At 70.0% G+C, this 17,704-nt stretch carries 16 protein-coding genes; 11 read left to right on the forward strand and 5 right to left on the reverse strand.

The window, feature by feature from the left end:
• Window positions 1-83 precede the first annotated feature (83 nt).
• The 11 genes from WCD84_RS06845 to WCD84_RS06895 all read left to right on the forward strand — a co-directional run bounded on the left by WCD84_RS06845 (window position 84) and on the right by WCD84_RS06895 (window position 12,569).
• On the forward strand, window positions 84-1,697 hold the full coding sequence (locus WCD84_RS06845; RefSeq protein WP_343280862.1) for a lipopolysaccharide biosynthesis protein: 1,614 nt from the start codon (window positions 84-86) through the stop codon (window positions 1,695-1,697).
• A complete protein-coding gene (locus WCD84_RS06850; protein WP_343254859.1) occupies window positions 1,694-2,818 on the forward strand; it encodes a glycosyltransferase family 2 protein in 1,125 nt (374 codons plus the stop codon). Before WCD84_RS06845 ends, WCD84_RS06850 begins: the two co-directional genes overlap by 4 nt.
• A gap of 7 nt (window positions 2,819-2,825) precedes the next feature.
• Complete coding sequence (locus WCD84_RS06855; protein WP_343280863.1) at window positions 2,826-4,208, forward strand: O-antigen ligase family protein; 1,383 nt, start codon at window positions 2,826-2,828, stop codon at window positions 4,206-4,208.
• Between the two features lie 2 nt (window positions 4,209-4,210).
• On the forward strand, window positions 4,211-5,413 hold the full coding sequence (locus WCD84_RS06860; protein ID WP_343280888.1) for a glycosyltransferase: 1,203 nt from the start codon (window positions 4,211-4,213) through the stop codon (window positions 5,411-5,413).
• Window positions 5,414-5,528: 115 nt separating this feature from the next.
• On the forward strand, window positions 5,529-5,786 hold the full coding sequence (locus WCD84_RS06865; RefSeq protein WP_343254857.1) for an acyl carrier protein: 258 nt from the start codon (window positions 5,529-5,531) through the stop codon (window positions 5,784-5,786).
• On the forward strand, window positions 5,783-7,303 hold the full coding sequence (locus WCD84_RS06870) for a class I adenylate-forming enzyme family protein (RefSeq protein ID WP_343280864.1): 1,521 nt from the start codon (window positions 5,783-5,785) through the stop codon (window positions 7,301-7,303). The genes WCD84_RS06865 and WCD84_RS06870 overlap by 4 nt, the downstream gene beginning before the upstream one ends.
• A complete protein-coding gene (gene nadE / locus WCD84_RS06875) occupies window positions 7,300-8,292 on the forward strand; it encodes an NAD(+) synthase (RefSeq protein WP_343278000.1) in 993 nt (330 codons plus the stop codon). Before WCD84_RS06870 ends, nadE begins: the two co-directional genes overlap by 4 nt.
• Complete coding sequence (locus WCD84_RS06880) at window positions 8,289-8,891, forward strand: hypothetical protein (protein ID WP_343280865.1); 603 nt, start codon at window positions 8,289-8,291, stop codon at window positions 8,889-8,891. The genes nadE and WCD84_RS06880 overlap by 4 nt, the downstream gene beginning before the upstream one ends.
• Window positions 8,892-8,900: 9 nt before the next feature.
• Complete coding sequence (locus WCD84_RS06885; protein ID WP_343280866.1) at window positions 8,901-10,121, forward strand: GNAT family N-acetyltransferase; 1,221 nt, start codon at window positions 8,901-8,903, stop codon at window positions 10,119-10,121.
• 4 nt (window positions 10,122-10,125) lie between these two features.
• Window positions 10,126-11,343 (forward strand): glycosyltransferase family 4 protein, encoded by a 1,218-nt coding sequence (locus WCD84_RS06890; RefSeq protein ID WP_343254852.1) that lies wholly within the window; start codon window positions 10,126-10,128, stop codon window positions 11,341-11,343.
• On the forward strand, window positions 11,340-12,569 hold the full coding sequence (locus WCD84_RS06895; RefSeq protein ID WP_343254850.1) for a pyridoxal-dependent decarboxylase, exosortase A system-associated: 1,230 nt from the start codon (window positions 11,340-11,342) through the stop codon (window positions 12,567-12,569). The genes WCD84_RS06890 and WCD84_RS06895 overlap by 4 nt, the downstream gene beginning before the upstream one ends.
• 7 nt (window positions 12,570-12,576) lie before the next feature.
• Here WCD84_RS06895 and WCD84_RS06900 read toward each other — a convergent pair whose 3' ends face one another.
• From WCD84_RS06900 to WCD84_RS06920, 5 genes are read right to left on the reverse strand one after another with little or no spacing between them, the layout of a single operon-like run.
• Complete coding sequence (locus WCD84_RS06900) at window positions 12,577-13,356, reverse strand: acyltransferase (protein ID WP_343280867.1); 780 nt, start codon at window positions 13,354-13,356, stop codon at window positions 12,577-12,579.
• On the reverse strand, window positions 13,353-14,678 hold the full coding sequence (locus WCD84_RS06905) for a hypothetical protein (RefSeq protein ID WP_343280868.1): 1,326 nt from the start codon (window positions 14,676-14,678) through the stop codon (window positions 13,353-13,355). The genes WCD84_RS06900 and WCD84_RS06905 overlap by 4 nt, the downstream gene beginning before the upstream one ends.
• 22 nt (window positions 14,679-14,700) lie before the next feature.
• On the reverse strand, window positions 14,701-15,465 hold the full coding sequence (locus tag WCD84_RS06910; protein ID WP_343280869.1) for a polysaccharide biosynthesis protein: 765 nt from the start codon (window positions 15,463-15,465) through the stop codon (window positions 14,701-14,703).
• Window positions 15,462-17,051 carry an XrtA system polysaccharide chain length determinant gene (locus tag WCD84_RS06915; RefSeq protein WP_343280870.1) on the reverse strand — a complete coding sequence of 530 codons (1,590 nt, stop codon included), beginning with the start codon at window positions 17,049-17,051 and terminating at the stop codon, window positions 15,462-15,464. The genes WCD84_RS06910 and WCD84_RS06915 overlap by 4 nt, the downstream gene beginning before the upstream one ends.
• Entirely contained in the window at window positions 17,051-17,671 is a 621-nt protein-coding gene (locus WCD84_RS06920; protein ID WP_343254845.1) for an XrtA/PEP-CTERM system exopolysaccharide export protein, read from the reverse strand. The genes WCD84_RS06915 and WCD84_RS06920 overlap by 1 nt, the downstream gene beginning before the upstream one ends.
• Window positions 17,672-17,704: the final 33 nt, after the last annotated feature.

Consider the following 17,704-nt stretch of genomic DNA (forward strand, 5'->3'; position numbering starts at 1 on the left):
AACGCGGAGGCCGGCCTGGAGAGGCCAATGGGAGCGCGAATGGAAGCGCGCAAGACGGGACCGGGTGGCCGGATCGGGTTCGCATGCACGTTCTCAATGACAGCCACCTTCGCCCAGCGATCAACACTTTGGCACGCCAGCAGTCGAATCAGCTTTTCAGCGGTGTGTCCGCGTTCCGCGGCGCGATGATGGTCACGGGGTCGACCTACGTCACCTACGCGCTGGGCATGCTCACCAGCATCGTCATCGCGCGCACGCTTGGCCCGGACGATTTCGGACGCTATGCCTACGTGGTCTGGCTGGCGGGCCTGCTTGTGCTGGTGGTCAACAACGGCATCACCACGACCGCGATCCGCTTCGTGTCCGAAAGTCTCGGACGGGGCTCGGCGGAGGCCGCAGGCAGCGTGCACGGGTGGTTGTTGAAGCGCCAGCTTGCGAGCGCGGCGCTGGTGGCCATCGCTTTCCTCGTGTTCCTGCCGCAGTTCAAGCCCACCGGCTGGGAACACGAAGGTCTGGGCCTGTTCGCGGTCGCCACGCTTGCCGCCGGCATGTGCAAGGCCTGGTTCATTTTCGATGTCTCCATCGCCAAGGGCCACGGCCACTACGGCATCGAGGCCGGGGCCACGGTAGCGATGAGCCTGCTCAACATCAGCGCAGTGCTGCTGCTGCTGTGGATGGGGGCGGGGCTGGAGGCATATGTCGTGCTGTTCGCAATCGTGGGTGCAGGCCATGCCATCGCCGGACGGACCCTGCGGCGCCGTGCCAACCTGCTGCCCAACTACACCCGGCTCGAGCCCGCACTGCAGCCGCGCGTGCGCAGCCACCTGTGGTGGACCGTGCTGCTGGTGCTTGCCTGGGCGCTGAGCAACAAGTCGATCGAGACCTTTTTGCTCAACCGCACCGTGGGTGCAGCTGCCGTGGGTTATTTCGCGATCGCGGCGGCGCTGACCCGGGGCGGCATCGACATGCTGTCCTCCGGCCTGGGCACGGTGCTGATGCCGATGATGTCGCACGCCTACGGTTCGGGTGGCAGCGAGCGCGTGGGACCCATCGTCGCCGGTGCCGTGCGCTACTACGCTGCGCTGGGCCTGCTGCTTGCCGGCGCCGGCGCGCTGGCCGCGCCCGCACTGGTCGTGCTGCTGTACGGCAATGCCTATGGCGAGGTGGTACTGCCGCTGCAGGTGATGGTGGTGGTCGGAGGGCTTACGCTCGCAGAGGGGGCCTTCGGCGCGTTGCTGTCGACCACGGACAACCAGAAGCTGCGCGTTGGCTTTGTCGTGCTGTCGCTGGCGTTGACGGCATCACTGGCGATCTACCTCGTGCCGCGCCACGGCCTGGCCGGGGCGGTGCTGGCGCATGCGGTGTCCCGGATACTGGTGTTCTCGGTCACCTCGGTCGGCATCACCTACCTGTTGGCCTTGCGCATGCCGTGGCGCGAACTGCTCCGGCTGATGGCCGCGGCGGCCACGGCGTTCGTGCCGGCGCTGGTACTGGTGCGCGTGTTGCCGGCGTCCTGGGGCGGGCTGGTGGCGGCCGCGGCATACGTGCTGGTCTATGTCGCTGCCAGCGTGGCCTATCGCGCATGGCGGCGCGACGATGCCCGGGTCCTCGCCGGCCTGGGCGAGCGTTACCCGCGCCTGGCGGCATGGGGCGGCAGCTGGGCAATGCGCCTTGCCGGCGGAAGGGCCGCGCCGTGACTCTGGTGTTCTGGAGCTGCCTGCTGGTGGTGGCGTTTACCTACGCCGGCTATCCGCTGTGCATGTTGCTGCTTGCGCGGATCGCGCCGCGTCCGGTCGCGGCCCGCGCGGACGCGGCGCTGCCGACGGTCAGCGTGGTGGTGCCGGTGCATGACGCTGAGGCCAGCGTGGCAGCCAAACTGCGCAACCTGCTGGCGCTGGACTATCCAGACAGGCGCATCGAGGTGCTGGTCGCCTGCGACGGCTGCAGCGATGGCACGGCGGACGCCGCGCGCGGGGTCGGGGATCCGCGCGTGCGCGTGCTGGAGTTCCCACAGCGGCGCGGCAAGGCGAGCTGCCTGAACGATGCCGTGGCGTCGGCGGTCGGCGACGTGCTGTTGATGGTGGACGTCCGCCAGCGGATCGAGCGCGGCGCGCTGCGGGCGCTGGTGGCGCACCTTGCCGATCCCGCGGTGGGGGTCGTGGGCGGACAGCTCCGCTTCGAGGATCCAGACACCGGCTTCGCAGCCAGCGTCGATGCCTATTGGCGCTACGAATCGGCGATCCGCCAGGCGGAGGCGGCAAGTGGTTCCGTGGTCGGCGTAAGCGGTGCCTTGTACGCGATGCGCCGCACGCTGTTTCGCCCGTTGCCGGCCGAGACAGTGCTTGACGACGTGCTGGTCCCCATGCAGGTGGCCGCGCAGGGCGCGCGCGTGACCTGGCAGCCGGCAGCAGTGGCCTGGGATCGCGCCTCGGATTCCGTGTCTGGCGAACGCGTGCGCAAGGTGCGCACCCTGGCCGGAAACCTGCAGCTGGTGCAGCTCGCGCCCTGGCTGCTGCATCCCGGGCGGAACCCGCTCTGGTTCCGCTTCGTCGGACACAAGTTGTTGCGCCTGGCGGCCCCGTGGGCGCTGCTGGCGATGGGCTTGGCAGCGCTGGTTCTGGCGCGCGGACATGCCTTCTACCTCGCCTGCGCGATCGCGGCTGTGGCGGGGGTCGCGCTGGTTGCGCTGGTTCCGCGCGTGCCGACGCTCGCGGCGGTGCCTCCGGTGCGCATGCTGGTCGCGTTCGTGCACATGAACCTGTTCGCGGCCCAGGCCGTGTTCGCCTTCGCACGCGGCCGCAGGCTGCACCTCTGGTGATCGTCTGATGCTCGCCTTTTTGTGCATTTCCCTTTACCTGCTGCTGGTGCTGCTGCGCCCGCAGGAGTATCCACAGATGGTGGATGCGGGCATCCCGCTGCTGCCGATCGCCCTGGTCAGTGCCCTGCTGGCGTGGCTGGGCTCGCGGGAAAAGCGCTTCGACGAGCCGCAGTACCTGATCCTGCCGGTGTTCGTGCTGATGACATCGCTGTCAATCGCACTCAACGGATGGGTCGGCGGCGCGGTCGAGCACTTCACCTTGTTCGCCCCGAGCCTGGTCGCCTTCGTGGTCCTGGCCAATACCACCACCGCGCCCGGGCGCATGACCTGGGTGATGGTGGTGTTCACCGCCAGCGCCGCGCTGATGGCCGTGCACGGCGTTGACCAGAAGTCGACCGGCGTCGGCTGGACCGGCATGCCGCTGGTGGACGACGGACGCATCCAGTACCTCGGGATATTCAGCGATCCCAACGATCTTGCGATGCTGTTCGTGATCTGCCTGCCGATGGCCGTGTACCTGGCCAGTCGCGGCGGCCTGTTCGGCCTGCGCCGGATGCTGTGGCTGGGCGTGGCCGGGCTGCTGCTCTACGGCATCTACCTCACCAACTCCCGCGGCGGCATGTTGGCCGTGGCGGCGATGCTGGGCGTCTTCCTGTGGGTGCGGCGTGGTCCGGCAAGCGCGCTGGTGGTTGCGGTGGCGGGCCTGGTGGCAATGCGCCTGCTGCCTTCCCGACTGAACGAGCTCGACGTCACGGAGCGGTCGGCATCAGGGCGGGTGGAAGCCTGGTACGAAGGCATCCAGATGTTCATCGGCAGCCCGCTGTACGGCGTCGGTACCGGCAACTTCACCAACTACCACCACCTCACCGCGCACAACTCACTGGTCCTGGTGCTCGCCGAGAACGGGGTCATCGGCTTCGGGCTGTGGTTCGCCTTCATCGGCTACTGCTTCTGGATGATGGTGCGCATCCTGCGCGAGGCACCGCAGGGGAGCTATCCGGGGCAGCAGTGGGCGTGGGACGACGCTGCGACAGGAGGCGGTGGTGAAGGTGAGGGTGAAGGTGAAGGTGAAGCCGCCGCACCCGCGTTCGATGCCGCCTGGGACATGGCCCTGGTCGAGCAGTGGCGCCGCGACCGCGCGGTTGCGACGGCGCTGCTGGTCTCGCTGGTGGGCTTCGCAGCCACGGCATTCTTCCTCAGCCGGAGCTATATCATCCTGCTCTACCTGCTGGCGGCGCTGGTGGTTGCGCACTTCACTGCGGTGCGGGAGCGCTTCCCGGCCGTGCCGGCCTTCCGCCTCAGCGGCGACATGTTCCGATGGGTGCTGCTGGCGGGCGTCGCTGCGTTGGGCTTCTATGTGCTGCTCAGGATCCTGCTGGTGATGTCGTGACCATGCCGCGGATCGCGCTGGTTACGCCGAATCTCCCGGTACCGCACGACCTTGCGCGAGGGCGTTACATCCATGAGACCGCGCGCGCGCTTTCGCGGCTCGCCGATGTGCGCGTGTACTTCCCGCAGGTCCGCCATCCACGCCTGCCCGGACTGGCGCCCAGGACGTTCCTCGGCGGCATCGTCGGCCCCGGCTATGCGCTGGAGGGGATCGAACTCGAGTCCTATACCTATCCGGGGTTCCCCGGCCTTTCTCGCGCAAGCAACGGTCTGGTCGGCGGCCGTGCGCTGGCCCCGCGGCTGCGCGGCTTCGCCCCGGACATCGTGCTCGCATACTGGGTCTATCCCGACGGCCACGCCGCCCTGCATGCGGCCCGGGCGCTCGGCGTACCGTGCATCGTCGGCGGGCGCGGCTCCGACATCCACATGCGATCGGGCGTGTCGGCCTGGCTGACCCGGAAGACGCTCCATGGCGCCGACGCGGTGCTGACCGTGAGCCAGGCCATGCGTCGAGCGGTGATCGACGACTTCGGCGTGGATGCGGGCACGGTCCGCACGATCGTCAACGGTGTCGACACCGCGGTTTTCCAACCGCGCGATCGGCAAGCGGTGCGGGGGCGGCTCGGCATCGACCCGCGGGCGAAGCTCGTGACCTACGTTGGCCGCTTGATCGAGTCCAAGGGCATGCAGGAGCTGCTCGAAGCGTTCTCCGCGGTCCACGCTCGTGATCCGGAAGCCATGCTTGCCCTGGTGGGCGACGGCGTCATGCGCGAACGGCTTGCGGGAATGGTGGCGGCGAGCGGCCTGTCCGCACGCGTACGCATGACCGGGGGCGTGGGGCCCGAACAGGTCGCGGAGTGGATCGCGGCGTCCGACGTGCTCACATTGCCAAGCTGGTCGGAGGGCTATCCGAACGTGCTGGTGGAAGCCTTGGCCTGCGGTTGCCCGGTAGTCGCCACCGACGTTGGCGGCTCCGGAGAGATCGTCGCCGCCGGGTCGGGGATCCTGGTGCCGGTGCGCGACCCTGTGCGGCTTGCAGAGGCGCTGGATGAAGCGTTGGCCCGCACCTGGGATCACGCGGCGATCGCGCGCGCGATGGCGCGAAGCTGGGACGACGTCGCGCGCGAAACGCTGTCCGCCTGCACGGACGTGCTCGCGGCCCGCACCGCCATGCGCCCGCCCGCCCGGTCCGCGGGCGTGTGCTGAGCTTCGCCGTCCGGAACATGGAGGAATTTCCGTTTCTCCAGTCGACACGGGGAGATCCGGCGCGCACGGGCGTGCCGCACGGAGCCCGTCACCCAGCAGAGGCGCGCGAGACGCAATGGATTACAAGGCGACCATCAAGCCGTTCATCCTGAGCAATTTCCTGTTCACCGACGACAGCGGTGCCGTTGCCGACGACACCTCGCTGATCCGGGGCGGCATCGTCGACTCCACGGGGATCCTGGAGTTGATCGAGTTCCTCGAGTCGGCCTATGACATCCGGGTGAGCCCGGAGGAAATGGTGCCGGCCAATTTCGACAGCATCGACAGCATCAGCATCTTCCTCGGCCGCAAGACGGCGGGCGGCGTGCAGTGACCACGCTTGCCGACCGCCTGCTGGCCACGTCGGCACGCAGGCCGTCGGCAGCCGCGATCGGCGACGGTGAGTGCCGGGCGGACTATGCCGCGCTGGCGGCATCGGCGCTGCGCTTCGCCGGGGTGCTGCGGGCCCGCGGCGTCGTTCCCGGGGATCGCGTAGCGCTGGTGCTGCCCAACCGCTACGAGGCCGTGGTGGCCTGCTATGGCGCCTGGCTTGCCGGCGCCGTGGTGGTGCCGCTCAACGCACAGGCCAGCAGGCGCGAGCTGGCGGCATGGCTTGCGCACTGCGAGCCGGCGCTGGTGCTGGCGGTATCGGGCGATGCGGAAGCGGAGGCGGCGTTCGAGGTCACGGTGGCCCCGGATCGCCGGATGCTGCTGGGGCCGCGCAGCGACGCGGGCTGGCCCGAAGCGGCGGCGCCTTCGCCGGCGGAGCCGCCGGCAGGGCCCGGCGTCGGCAGCGATCTCGCAGTGATCATGTACACCTCGGGTACCACCGGTGCGCCCAAGGGCGTGACCCTTTCCCACGCCAACGTCGCGGCCAACGTCGGCGCCGTGGTCGCGGACCTCGGCCTGGTCGCGGACGACTGCACGGTGAGCGTCCTCCCGTTCTATTACTCGTACGGCGCCTCGGTGCTGCACACGCATCTTGCCGCCGGCGCGCACGTGGTGCTTGAGCCCAACCTGGTGTTCCCGCACCTGGTGGTCGGCACGCTGGAGAGGGAAGGCGCCACCGGCTTCTCGGGCGTGCCCTCGACCTTCGCCCTGCTGCTGGAGCGCGGCGCGCTGGAAGGCTGCGCGCTGCCGCGGCTGCGCTACCTGACCCAGGCCGGCGGGGCGATGACGGTGGCCCTGGCCCGGGGCCTGCGCCAACGCCTGCCCGGCGTGCGCCTGCATATCATGTACGGCCAGACCGAGGCCACCGCGCGCCTGGCCTCGGTGCCACCGGCGCGCCTGGACGACAAGCCCGGTTCGGCCGGACGCCCGATCCGCGACGTGCGCCTGCAGGTTCGCGACGAGGCCGGCAACGTGTTGCCTGCAGGGGTCGAAGGGGAAGTCTGGGCGGCCGGTCCCGGGATCATGCGCGGCTACTGGCGCGACCCGGCCGCGAGCGCGCTGGTGCTGCGCGAGGGATGGCTGCGCACCGGCGACATCGGCCGCATGGATGCCGAGGGCTATCTGTTCCTGGCCGGTCGCCGCAGCGACATGATCAAGACCGGCGCGCATCGCGTGCATCCGCTGGACGTCGAGGAAGCATTGCTCGAACACCCCGGCATCGCCGAAGTCGCGGTGGTGGGCGTTCCGGACGACGTCCTCGGCCAGGTCGTCAGTGCCTGGGTGGTCAGGCGCGACCCGGACCTGTGCGAGAACGCCATCCGCGCCCACTGCCGCGGCCGGCTGGCCCCTTACAAGATCCCGCGCCGCGTCGACTTCGTGTCGGCGCTGCCGCGCACCGCATCCGGCAAGGTCAGGCGCGCCAGCCTGGCCCGGCCGGAAAACCTGGAGGCGACACCGTGAGCGAACTGGACTATGGCGTCCTGGACATCGACCTGGAGGCAGAGGCCGACCGGATTGCTGCGTGGCTGCGCGAAAGCACGGCCAGACGCCTGCATCGGCGTGGCCTGGTGGTCGCGATATCCGGGGGCATCGACTCCTCGTGCTGTGCGGCGCTGGCGGTGCGCGCACTGGGGCCGGAGCGGGTGGTCGGGCTGATCCTTCCCGAGCGCGACTCCTCGGACGACAGCGCGGGGCGCGCCGGGGTGCTGGCCTCACACCTGGGGATCCGCGTCGAGACCGTCGACATCGCGCCGGCACTGGAAGCCATCGGCTGCTATCGCGAGCGCGACGCCGCGGTGCGACGCGCGCTGCCGGGCTACGGCGAGGGCTGGCGCTTCAAGATCGTCATCGACGGCGGCACGCAGGGGCGGATCAACGTGTTCCGCCTGGTCGCGGAAGATCCCGCCGGCAGCCGGCACGACTGCGTGCTTGGGCTCTCGGAATACCTGCAGATCGTCGCGGCCACCAACTACAAGCAGCGCATCCGCAAGACCATCGAGTACTACCACGCCGACCGCCTCAACTACGCGGTGGTGGGCACGCCGAACCGTCTGGAATACGACCAGGGTTTCTTCGTCAAGAATGGCGACGGCTCGGCCGACATCAAGCCGATCGCACACCTTTACAAGACCCAGGTCTATGCCATGGCGCGACACCTCGGGCTGCCCGAACGCGTCTGCGCGGCCGTCCCGACCACCGACACCTACAGCCTTGCGCAGGGCCAGGACGAGTTCTATTTCGCACTGCCCTACCGCGAGATGGACCTGGCGCTCTGGGCGCTTGAACACGACCGCCCCGCGGAAGAGCTCGGGCGCGCCCTGGGCATCGGCGCCCTAGAGGCAGCCGCGGTCTATGCGGATATAGAGAACAAGCGGCGCACCACGCGCTACCTGCACGAGCGCCCGCTGGTCCTGCGCGAGCCGCGGGCGCTGGAGGAGGTGGCGGCTTGAACCTGGAGTCGACGGCCGTGGTTCCCGCCTACAGGATCTGCGACGGCCAGCATGGGGTCGGCGACCCCCGCGGGGCCGCGATCGCCGCTTGGCGAGGCAGTCTTGGCGATGATGATGCCCTGCTGGGCGCGCGTTACGACGCCATGTGCCTGCATTCGCCCTTCGGACGGCCCGTGTTCCGTTTCGTCGAGCACGTGGACGATGGCATCGTCGGCCTGCTTGCCCTGGCCCCGCGCAGGATGCGCGCCGGTGGGCGCGAACTTCTGGCCGGCGTGCTGTCGCATCTCGCGATCCATCCGCGCCACCGGTCGCTGGGGCCGGCGCTGATGCTGCTCGAGTCCGTCCTTGCAGCCGCCGAACAGCACTTCGATCTCGTCTACGGAATACCCAACGCGAGCCAGGGCGCCAACGCCGCCCTGAGGCGGGCAGGCCTTTGTCCTCTGGCCGGCATGGAGCGGAGTGCCGGCGCAGCGGCGCCATGGCGCGCGTGCGGCTTCCGACCCCGCGGAGAGCAACAGGTGGTCGTGCGCTGGATCGATCCCGGGCTGGCTGCGGATCCACCGCCGCCCCATCTGACCTATATCGACCAGGACGGCTGAACGATGCCGATGAATGAAGCCATCCACGAGGCAACGATGTCGGAGTCCTGGAGCCAGGACTCCAGCCTGCGTGGCGAACTGCTGCCGCTGGACCGGTGCCCGGACCTCGCGGTGGACTGGGTCGCGCTGCAGGACGCGGTCGCCTGCTCGCCGTTCGCAAGCTGGCGCTGGGTGTCCACCTGGCTGGAGCACCTGCCCGCAGGAATCCGGCCGATGGTGTTCCGCGCACGCGATGCAGGCGGTGGCGTGGCCGCGCTGGCGTTGCTTGTGGACGCCCCGGAGCAGGGCCGTGCGCGCTGGCTGGGCCGGCGCTCATGGCATCTCCAGGAGACCGGGGATGCGGAAATCGACGAGATCACGATCGAATACGCAGGCCTGCTCGCCCGGCCCGGGTGCCTGCCGGCCGCCTGGCGTGCGCTGTTCGATGCGCTCGACCTGCTGCCGCGTGACTGGCGCCGGCTGCGCGTCTCGACGTCGGAGCAGGGCGAGGCCATCGCCGCGGCCCTGCCGCAGGACATGCAGGCGACGAGCGTGCGCTCGCGGCCCTGCTACCAGGTCGACCTCCGGGCGGTGCGTGAAGCGCCGGGTGGCTATCTCGAAGTCCTGGGCCGCAAGGCGCGCGGCTCGCTGCGACAGACCCTGCGTGCCTACGACTCGCTGGGGCCGCTGCGCGCCGAAGCGGCGGCGGACACGCGCGTCGCGCTGGACTGGTTCGACGCCTTCGAGCAGCTCCACACGCAGCACTGGCAGTCACGCGGCGCCGGAGGCTGCTTCGCCAGCCCCTTCTTCCGGTGCTTCCACCGTGCGCTGATCGAGCGTTCAAGCGACGAAGGCTTCGCGCGCATGGTCCGCGTGACTGCCGGCGACGCGCTGGTCGGCTATCTCTACAACCTCGGCTGGCAGGACAAGGTCTACTACTACAACGCGGGGATGAACTACGGTCTCCTGCGGCGCCATGACCGGCCGGGCATCGCCTCCCTGTACGCGGTGGTCGAGCAGGCCGCGGCCGCCGGCGAGCTGGTCTTCGACTTCCTTGCCGGCGACCAGGACTACAAGCGCAGGCTGGCGAGCACGGAGCTCATGCTGCATTCGATCGACGTGCGTCGATCGGGCGTGCGGGCAACGGCCGAACGCATCGGCGCCGGAATTGCCCAGCGTGGGACCCTGGGAATTCCCCTCGGCGAGGCGCTGGCGACGATGCCACCCGCGCCATCCACACAGGAGGCCTGAAGCCATGGACACGGTCAATGTGGCGGCAAGCGTGCGCAAGGTGCTGTACCACCATCGCACCCAGGGCAAGGCGGTGGAAGGCGTGCATATCCGCGGGATCACCGATGCGCTGCGCCGCGAAGGCGTGGACGTGGACGTGGTGTCGCTGCCCGGTGCGGATCCCTATGCATCGCCCGGCGCGATGTCGCCGACGCGGCAGGCCCGGCCCTGGATGAAGCTGGTGACCGGGCTGCCCGAACCGGTCTTCGAACTCGCCGAGCTCGCCTACAACCTGGTCGCCGGCTGGCGCGTGCTGGGCTGGCTCCGGCGCAACCCCGATGTCGACTTCATCTACGAGCGCTATTCGCTGTTCATGTACGCCACGATCTGGCTGGCGCGGCGGCGCGGCGTGCCGATCATCCTGGAAGTCAACGACTCGGCCATCGTCGAGCGCGTGCGCCCGCTGTCGCTGCGCCGCCTGGCCATGGCGATCGAGCGCCGCGCCTTCCGCGACGCCGACGGCCTGGTCTTCGTGTCCAGCGTGTTCCGCGACCGCGCGCGTGCGGTACATCCGGACATGGCACCGGCGATCGTCACGCCGAACGCGGCCGACATCGCCAAGTTCTCGTTCACTGCGGAGCAGCGCGCGCAGGCGCGCGGACGCCTGGGGCTCGATGGCAGCGTGGTCTGCGGCTACCTCGGGGCGTTCGTGCCCTGGCACGCCATCGATGCCTTCGTGCACCGCATCGCCGATCGCCTGGCCTCGGCGCCCGGACTCAAGCTGCTGCTGGTCGGCGATGGCGCGACGTACCCGGCGCTGCGCGCCTTCGTGGAGGAGCGCGGGCTGTCGCGGCAGGTGGTGCTGACCGGCCGCGTCGCGCACGACGAAGTGCCCGGGCTGCTGTCGGCAATGGACATGGCGATCCTGCCCAGCGCCGGCGACTACACGTCACCGGTGAAGCTGTTCGAATTCATGGCCTGCGCCGTGCCGCCCGTGGCGCCGGACTTCGAGCCGATCCGCGAGGTGCTTGAAGAGGGCACGACCGGCTGGATGTTCCCGGCCGGTCACCTCGACGCGGCGGTCGACGCCGTCATCGCGCGCAGCCGCGCGCCGGAAGACCTTGCGCGCGTCGGCGGCAATGCCCGCCGGCGCGTGGCCGAACGCCACCAGTGGCGGAACAACATCCTGCAGCTGGTGGATTTCCACCACCGCCTGCAGGCAACACGGGATCCTACGACTTGAACAACGAACGCGCCCGCCCGGGCATGCTTGCCTGGCCGGTCGATGCGGCCGGTGAACTGATGATCGGCGGCCGGCCGCTGTCGCGGGTGGTGGCCGAGGTCGGCCGCACGCCGTGCTATCTCTATGACCGCGCGCGCATCGCCGCGAGGATGCACGGCCTGCGCGAGGTCCTGCCCGACACGGTGCGCGTGCACTACGCGATGAAAGCCAACCCGATGCCGGCGCTGGTGGGCCACATGGTGCGCCTGGCCGACGGGATCGACGTCGCATCGGCCGGCGAACTCCGCGTAGCCCTGGATGCCGGCGCCGATCCGGTGCACGTGTCCTTCGCCGGCCCCGGCAAATCCGCCGCCGAGCTCGGCCAGGCGCAGGCGGCCGGGGTGCTGGTCAACATCGAGTCCTTCCGCGAAATCGACATCCTGGCGCGCGCCGCCGCGGCCACCGGCACGCCTGCGCGCGTGGCGCTGCGCGTCAACCTGCCGTTCGAGCTCAAGGCCTCCGGCATGAAGATGACCGGTGGTGCGCGGCAGTTTGGCATCGATGCCGAAGAGGTCCCCACCGCGCTGCGGGCGATCGCCGCGGCGGGGCTGGCCTTCGAAGGCTTCCACATGTTCGCCGGCTCGCAGAACCTGCGCCACGCCGCCATCGTCGAGGCGCAGTCGCGCAGCTACGAGCTGGCCCTGGAATGGGCCGGCCTGCTGCCGGCGCCGCTGCGCAGCCTGAACCTCGGGGGTGGCTTCGGAATCCCGTATGCCGCCAACGAGTCGGCGCTCGATGTCGGACCGGTGGCAGAAAACCTGGCCGGCCTGGCCGCGCGCCTTTGCGACGACGCGCCCGGCGCGCACCTCGTGATCGAGCTGGGCCGCTACCTGGTGGGCGACGCCGGCCTGTACGTGGCGCGCGTGGTCGATCGCAAGGTCTCGCGCGGCCAGGTGTTCCTCGTGGTCGACGGCGGCATGCACCACCATCTCGCGGCATCGGGCAACTTCGGCCAGGTCATGCGCCGTAACTACCCGGTCGCGGTCAACGGCCGCACCGGCGCCTTCGAGACCGCCAGCGTGGTCGGCCCCCTGTGCACCCCGCTGGACCTGCTCGGGGACCGCATGGAGCTCGGAGTCGCCGAGCCGGGCGATCTGGTGGTGGTGTTCCAGTCCGGCGCCTACGGTCGCAGTGCCAGCCCGCGCGACTTCCTCGGGCATCCCGACGCCGCCGAAGCGCTGGTCTGAGACTGGATCAGGCGGTGGCGGTGGCGGCTTCGGAGGCTGGCGCTGCGGCCGCGGTCGTGGCGGCGGTTGCCGCGCCGCTCCGTTCGACCATGCCGATGCGCCGCGCCGGATTGCCGGCGACAATGCTGTAGGGAGCGACCTTCCCCGAGACCACTGCGTGCGCGGAGACGATCGCGCCTTCGCCGATCTCCGTGCCCGGCATCACCAGTACGCCCGAGCCGATCCAGACGTGGTCATGGACCACCACCGGCTTGACGTCGCCGGGATCCGGGGCGCTGCCCAGGCGACGGCGCTCGGGATCGGTGGGGTGGCCGCCGGAGTCGCGAAAGGTGACCCCGCCGGCGACCTGCACGTGACGGCCGAGGCGGATTTCGCGCCCGATGACGAAGCGCGTGTCGTGGGCGATGTCGGAATGGTCGCCGATTTCCAGGCGCGGCCGGCTGGTGAAGCTCGCGGCGTAGCTGATCGAAATCTTTCCGCTCACACGCACGTGGTCGCCCACCACCAGGTCGCCGGCGCCCTGGACCCATGGCACGTGGACGCCGGTGGTCACGCCGCGGCCGACGCGGCTGCAGTAGGCCTTGAACAGCGGTTCGGCCACCAGGACGCGGCGCAGGAAGAACAGCAGCCCGCGCACGCCGAGGAACAGCCAGAGGTAGGGCAGGACAAGGATCCGCGGCGCCGGCAGCGTCAGTCCGCGGGCAGCAGCACGGCCTCGTCGGGCGGCGACGGCGGCGGGGTGTGGCGACGTCCGCGCCCAGTGGCGCACGGCGGCGAGCGTGCTCACAGCGGCCGGTTCCGGTACGACACCGAGAGATACCAGACGTTCTGCCGCACTTCGTTGTCGAACACCTCGCTGTCGCGCTCGTAGCGGTAATAGCTGAGCGCGGTGCTCCAGTGCGGCGTCCAGCGCTTCTCGAGCGCAAGGCCGCCGCGGCGGGTGTCGTCGCTGGCGCCCAGCGGCCGGTATTCGGTCCGGTCGGCGCCGGCCCAACCGGTGAGGGTGACCGTGGGGCTGATGCGGTAGTCCATTCCGGCCCAGATGCCGCGGGCCTCTTCGTCGGGAGCAAGCGCATCCATGTACCGCAGGCGCTGGATGTAGGGTTCGATGCGCCAGCCAACGCGATCGCCGGCCTGGTCCCAGGCCAGCGCCAGGCGCCGCTCGCGATACGCCGAGGGAATGACCGTGCGCGAGTCGACCAGCACGCTCCCCGGCACCGAGGCTTCGGGCCTGCCGGCAACACCGTCGAACAGCGCCGCGTCGGCGGCATCGGAAAACTGGTTCAGCACCATCAGCGACAGGCGGCTGCGTTCGCTTGGACGCCAGCCGGCCTCGAGGCGCAGCAGCGGGCCGTTGCGGCGGTCGCCGTCCCGGTAGTCAAGCCGCGAGTAGCCGGCATTGATGGTGTAGTCGGCGCTGGCCCGGGTGCGCACGTAGCTGGCGTAGACGTCGGTGCGCTCGTGGTCGCGCGCGGCGAGGTCGCTGTCGTAGTCGATGTCGGTCCACTGCGCGTTGAAGCCCAGGCTGCCGCGTTCGTCCAGGGCCTTGGTCACGCGCAGCGCGGCGCTGGCCCGCTTCGAGTTGAACTCGTCGGTGATCTCCGCGTCGGAGTCGATGTAGCGGGCCTCCACCCGGCCCTGCAGCGTGCGTCCGAGGTTGAACAGGAAGTTCGGTCCCAGCGAAAGCACGTTCACCTGCTGCCGGTTGTCGGGCGAGTCGGCGGCGAAGCGGTCGACGGCCTGGAGCTCGAGTTCGTCCTGGACCGTGAAGCTCAGGCGGTCGGGAATGGCGACCCAGTTGAGGTAGGCCGAAAGCATGCCCTCGACGCCATCGTCGATGCCGCCGTCGAACTCGCGGTAGTCGGCGCGGCCGGCCACCACCGCCTGCAGCGCGGAGCCTTCCTGGGTCACCAGGAAGCCAAGCCCCGCGCGCAGGATCCGCTGGGCGTCGGCATCGACGGCGGACACGCGGACGTTGTCATCGTGTTCGACGCCCGCGTCGACGACGTAGTCGACGCGCGCCGCCCGCGCGGAGGGCGGTGCGGCGAGCGACACCGCCGCCGCAACCGCGGCGGCGGTCAGCGAAACCCGGATGCTGGACGTTCCCATGGCGGTCCTTCCCGATGGCGGGTCAATGGTTGTCGTTGAAGACGATGCCCGCGAGCTTGGCCGGGTCGAAGTTGGCGGCGGCCTTCTCGATCGCCTCCAGGGTCGCCTTGCCGTAGCCGGTTACCAGCACGACCACGTCGGCAAGGTCGGAGAGGATGCGGGCGTCCGGCGAGTTCAGCGCCGACGGCGCGTCCAGGATGATGTAGCGGTTGGGATCGGCCTGACGCAGCGAGTCGATCATGGTGCGCGCGCGCGCCGAGGTGAAGTACTCGCCGGCGATTTCGCGCACGCTGCCGTTGGGAATCAGCTGCAGGCGCGGGATCCCGGTGGAGTACTGGATATCCTCGAGGTCATCGACGCTGCCGCCGAGGTAGTCCATCAGCCCGCAGTTGTCGCTGCCCGCGGCCAGCGCGATGTGCTGGCTCGGGTGCAGGGCGTCGCAATCGACCAGCAGCGCGGTCTTGGCTTCGTCGAAGGCGAACGCAAGCGCGAGGTTGCGCGCCACGAAACTGCCGCCGCAGTTGTGCGCAACCGGCGCCACCAGGGTGATGAAGCTCTGGTTGCCGCGCAGGTTGAGCAGGCGCGTGCGCAGGTCGCGGAAGGCGTCGGCCTGGACGCGCACGGAGTCCTGGCGGTGGATCAGCCGGCGCTCCTCGAGCGCACGCGGCGAGAACGGCGGCGGCTGTACCCGCGCCAGGCTGCGCGAGGCCTCTTTCGAGGCGGTGCCGATGGCTTCGGCCAGGGCATGCGCGCCGCGCCGGGGTTCGATCATCGATGCGGAATTCATGCGGCCACGACCCTGTATGCATAGGTAAGGACATAGACCAGCGCCACCGAGCCGAGCATGGCGATGGCGAAAGCCACTGAGAGGTACTCGCGGCGGCGCTCGCCGGGCGTCGGGTAGGTCGGCACGACGGTCAGCAGCGGCAGGCTGGCGTGCTTGACGATGAGGTGCTGCGAGCGCACGCGCGGGTCGAAGCGGGCAACCGCGAACACCAGCGCCAGCGGAAGCGTGATGGCGATCAGCAGGCCGACCGCGGCGATGTGCATGAAGCGCAGGCCCGAGGGGCGCAGGGGCATGATCGCCGGGTCCTGGATGCGCAGCGTGAGGCCGCGGTTCTCCTGGTCGAGGCCCATCGACACGCGGGCGTTCTCGCGGCGGCGCAGCAGGTCCTGGTAGATCTCGCGGTTGACCTCGTAGTCGCGGGTCAGCTCGGCCAGCGCGCCCTCCGATGCTGCGATCCGGCGGCTGCGGTCGAGTTCGTCGTCAAGCAGCGACTGCGCGATCTGCAGCCGCGAACGGGTGGCGGCGGTCTCCCGGCGCGCCTGCGAGAGCTGGCTGCGCAGCTCCTGGTACAGCGGGTTGGCCTGGGCTTCGTCAGAGAGGGTGCCGGCGGTGCCGGGCGCCTCGCGGCGTTCGCGCTCGTCGGTGAGCATGCGGGTGATGTCGTCGATCTGGTGGCGCAGGCGCACCACGTCCGGGTGCTGCTCTGTGTAGGCCAGGAGCAGCCGGTCGCGTTCGGACTGGAGTTCGATCAGGCGCGTGCGATACAGGTTTTCGCGCGTCTGCACCGCCGTGACCGCCGATTCCCCGGACAGCTGGGCTGCGATCGACGCTTCGCGCGACTCCTGCTCGAGCAGCGCCATGCGCGTCTGCTCGAGCTGGGTGCGCAGCGCGCCGATGCGGGTGGTGGCGTCGGCGGCGCTGCCCGGCTGGGCGTCGACGTTGCGCGACTGGTAGTCCTGCAGGTTGCGCTCGGCGCTCGACAGCTTGGCATGGTAGCCCTGGACCTGGCTGTCGATGAATTCGTAGGCCTCGCGGCTTTCGCGCTCCTTGGCCGCGGCGGCTTCCTTCATGAACATGTCGCCGAAGGTCTCGGCCAGCCGGAAGGCGCGTTCGGGGTCGCGATCGCGGTAGCTGATCTGCACCAGTTCGGGCCGCGGGCTCTCGATCATGGTCCGGTTGCGGATCTCCTCCATCAGCCGGTCCTGCTCGATCGGGGAGGGGGCGCCCTCGAGCCAGCCGCCCACGGCCATGGCCTCGCCCAGCACCTTGCGGCCGTAGATGATCTGGCGCGCCATGCCGGCGCGGTCGGACACGCCGGTGGGAACCGCCCGTCCCTCCAGCAGCGGCTGGATGATGTCGCTGTCCTGGGCCAGGATCGTGACCGAGGACGTGTAGTTGCGCGGGATCACGAACAGCCCCACGACCAGCGTCAGCAGGGCGATCGCGGTGAAGATCGAGACCAGCGGGACGATCCGGGCGCGGGCCTCGCGCAGCAGGATCGGAAGCAGTTCGTTGGGCGTCAGATCGGGCACGGTGGCGGGCGGGCCACCGGGGCGGCGGGGTGCGGCCAGGGCGAGGGATGCCATCAGAATGCGCGCTCGGGAATGGTGATCACGTCGCCGGGCGCGACCCGGTGGTTTGTGGCCAGGTCGCCGCGATCAAGGATCCGGTCCAGGCGCACGGCATAGGTCGTGGTGGAGTCGTTGCCGGTCCGGCGGTACAACGCGGCGCGGTCGGACGCGGCGAACTCGTTGACGCCGCCTGCCGCCAGCACCGCGTCAAGCACGGTCATGCCCTGGCGGAAGGGAATCGAGACCGGCTGGCGCACGGCGCCGGTGACGCGTACCCGGGACAGGTATTCGTGGCTGCGCAGGTCGGTGAGGATCACCGCCACCTGCGGGTCGCGCACGAAGGCCGAGAGCTTGTCCTGGATGTCGGCCGCAACGGCGGCCGGTGCCAGCCCGCCCGCGACCACGTCGCCCACCAGCGGCACCGAAATACGGCCGTCGGGGCGCACGGGGACGGTGATCCCCAACTCCGGATTGCGCCACACGGTCACCTGGACGATGTCGTCTACGCCGATCAGGTAGTCACCGACTGCGGCCTGGGGCTGGTCGGGCGGGACATCGGTGATGCCGCCCGACGACGCGCATGCGCCCATCAGGACGGCGAGCACGAAGATGGCAATCAGGCGAAGCGCGGTCATGGGCGGAGTTTCCACGTGTGGCGGGTTGCCAGT

The organism is Luteimonas changyuni, assembly GCF_039548395.1.
GTDB lineage: Bacteria > Pseudomonadota > Gammaproteobacteria > Xanthomonadales > Xanthomonadaceae > Luteimonas.

Bases quoted from the DNA above. Each gene is read 5' to 3' on its own strand.
- WCD84_RS06845 (WP_343280862.1), top strand. From the start codon at position 84: ATGCACGTTCTCAATGACAGCCACCTTCGCCCAGCGATCAACACTTTG.
- WCD84_RS06855 (WP_343280863.1), top strand. From the start codon at position 2,826: ATGCTCGCCTTTTTGTGCATTTCCCTTTACCTGCTGCTGGTGCTGCTG.
- WCD84_RS06860 (WP_343280888.1), top strand. From the start codon at position 4,211: ATGCCGCGGATCGCGCTGGTTACGCCGAATCTCCCGGTACCGCACGAC.
- WCD84_RS06865 (WP_343254857.1), top strand. From the start codon at position 5,529: ATGGATTACAAGGCGACCATCAAGCCGTTCATCCTGAGCAATTTCCTG.
- WCD84_RS06885 (WP_343280866.1), top strand. From the start codon at position 8,901: ATGAATGAAGCCATCCACGAGGCAACGATGTCGGAGTCCTGGAGCCAG.
- WCD84_RS06890 (WP_343254852.1), top strand. From the start codon at position 10,126: ATGGACACGGTCAATGTGGCGGCAAGCGTGCGCAAGGTGCTGTACCAC.
- WCD84_RS06905 (WP_343280868.1), bottom strand. From the start codon at position 14,678: ATGGGAACGTCCAGCATCCGGGTTTCGCTGACCGCCGCCGCGGTTGCG.
- WCD84_RS06910 (WP_343280869.1), bottom strand. From the start codon at position 15,465: ATGAATTCCGCATCGATGATCGAACCCCGGCGCGGCGCGCATGCCCTG.
- WCD84_RS06915 (WP_343280870.1), bottom strand. From the start codon at position 17,051: ATGGCATCCCTCGCCCTGGCCGCACCCCGCCGCCCCGGTGGCCCGCCC.
- WCD84_RS06920 (WP_343254845.1), bottom strand. From the start codon at position 17,671: ATGACCGCGCTTCGCCTGATTGCCATCTTCGTGCTCGCCGTCCTGATG.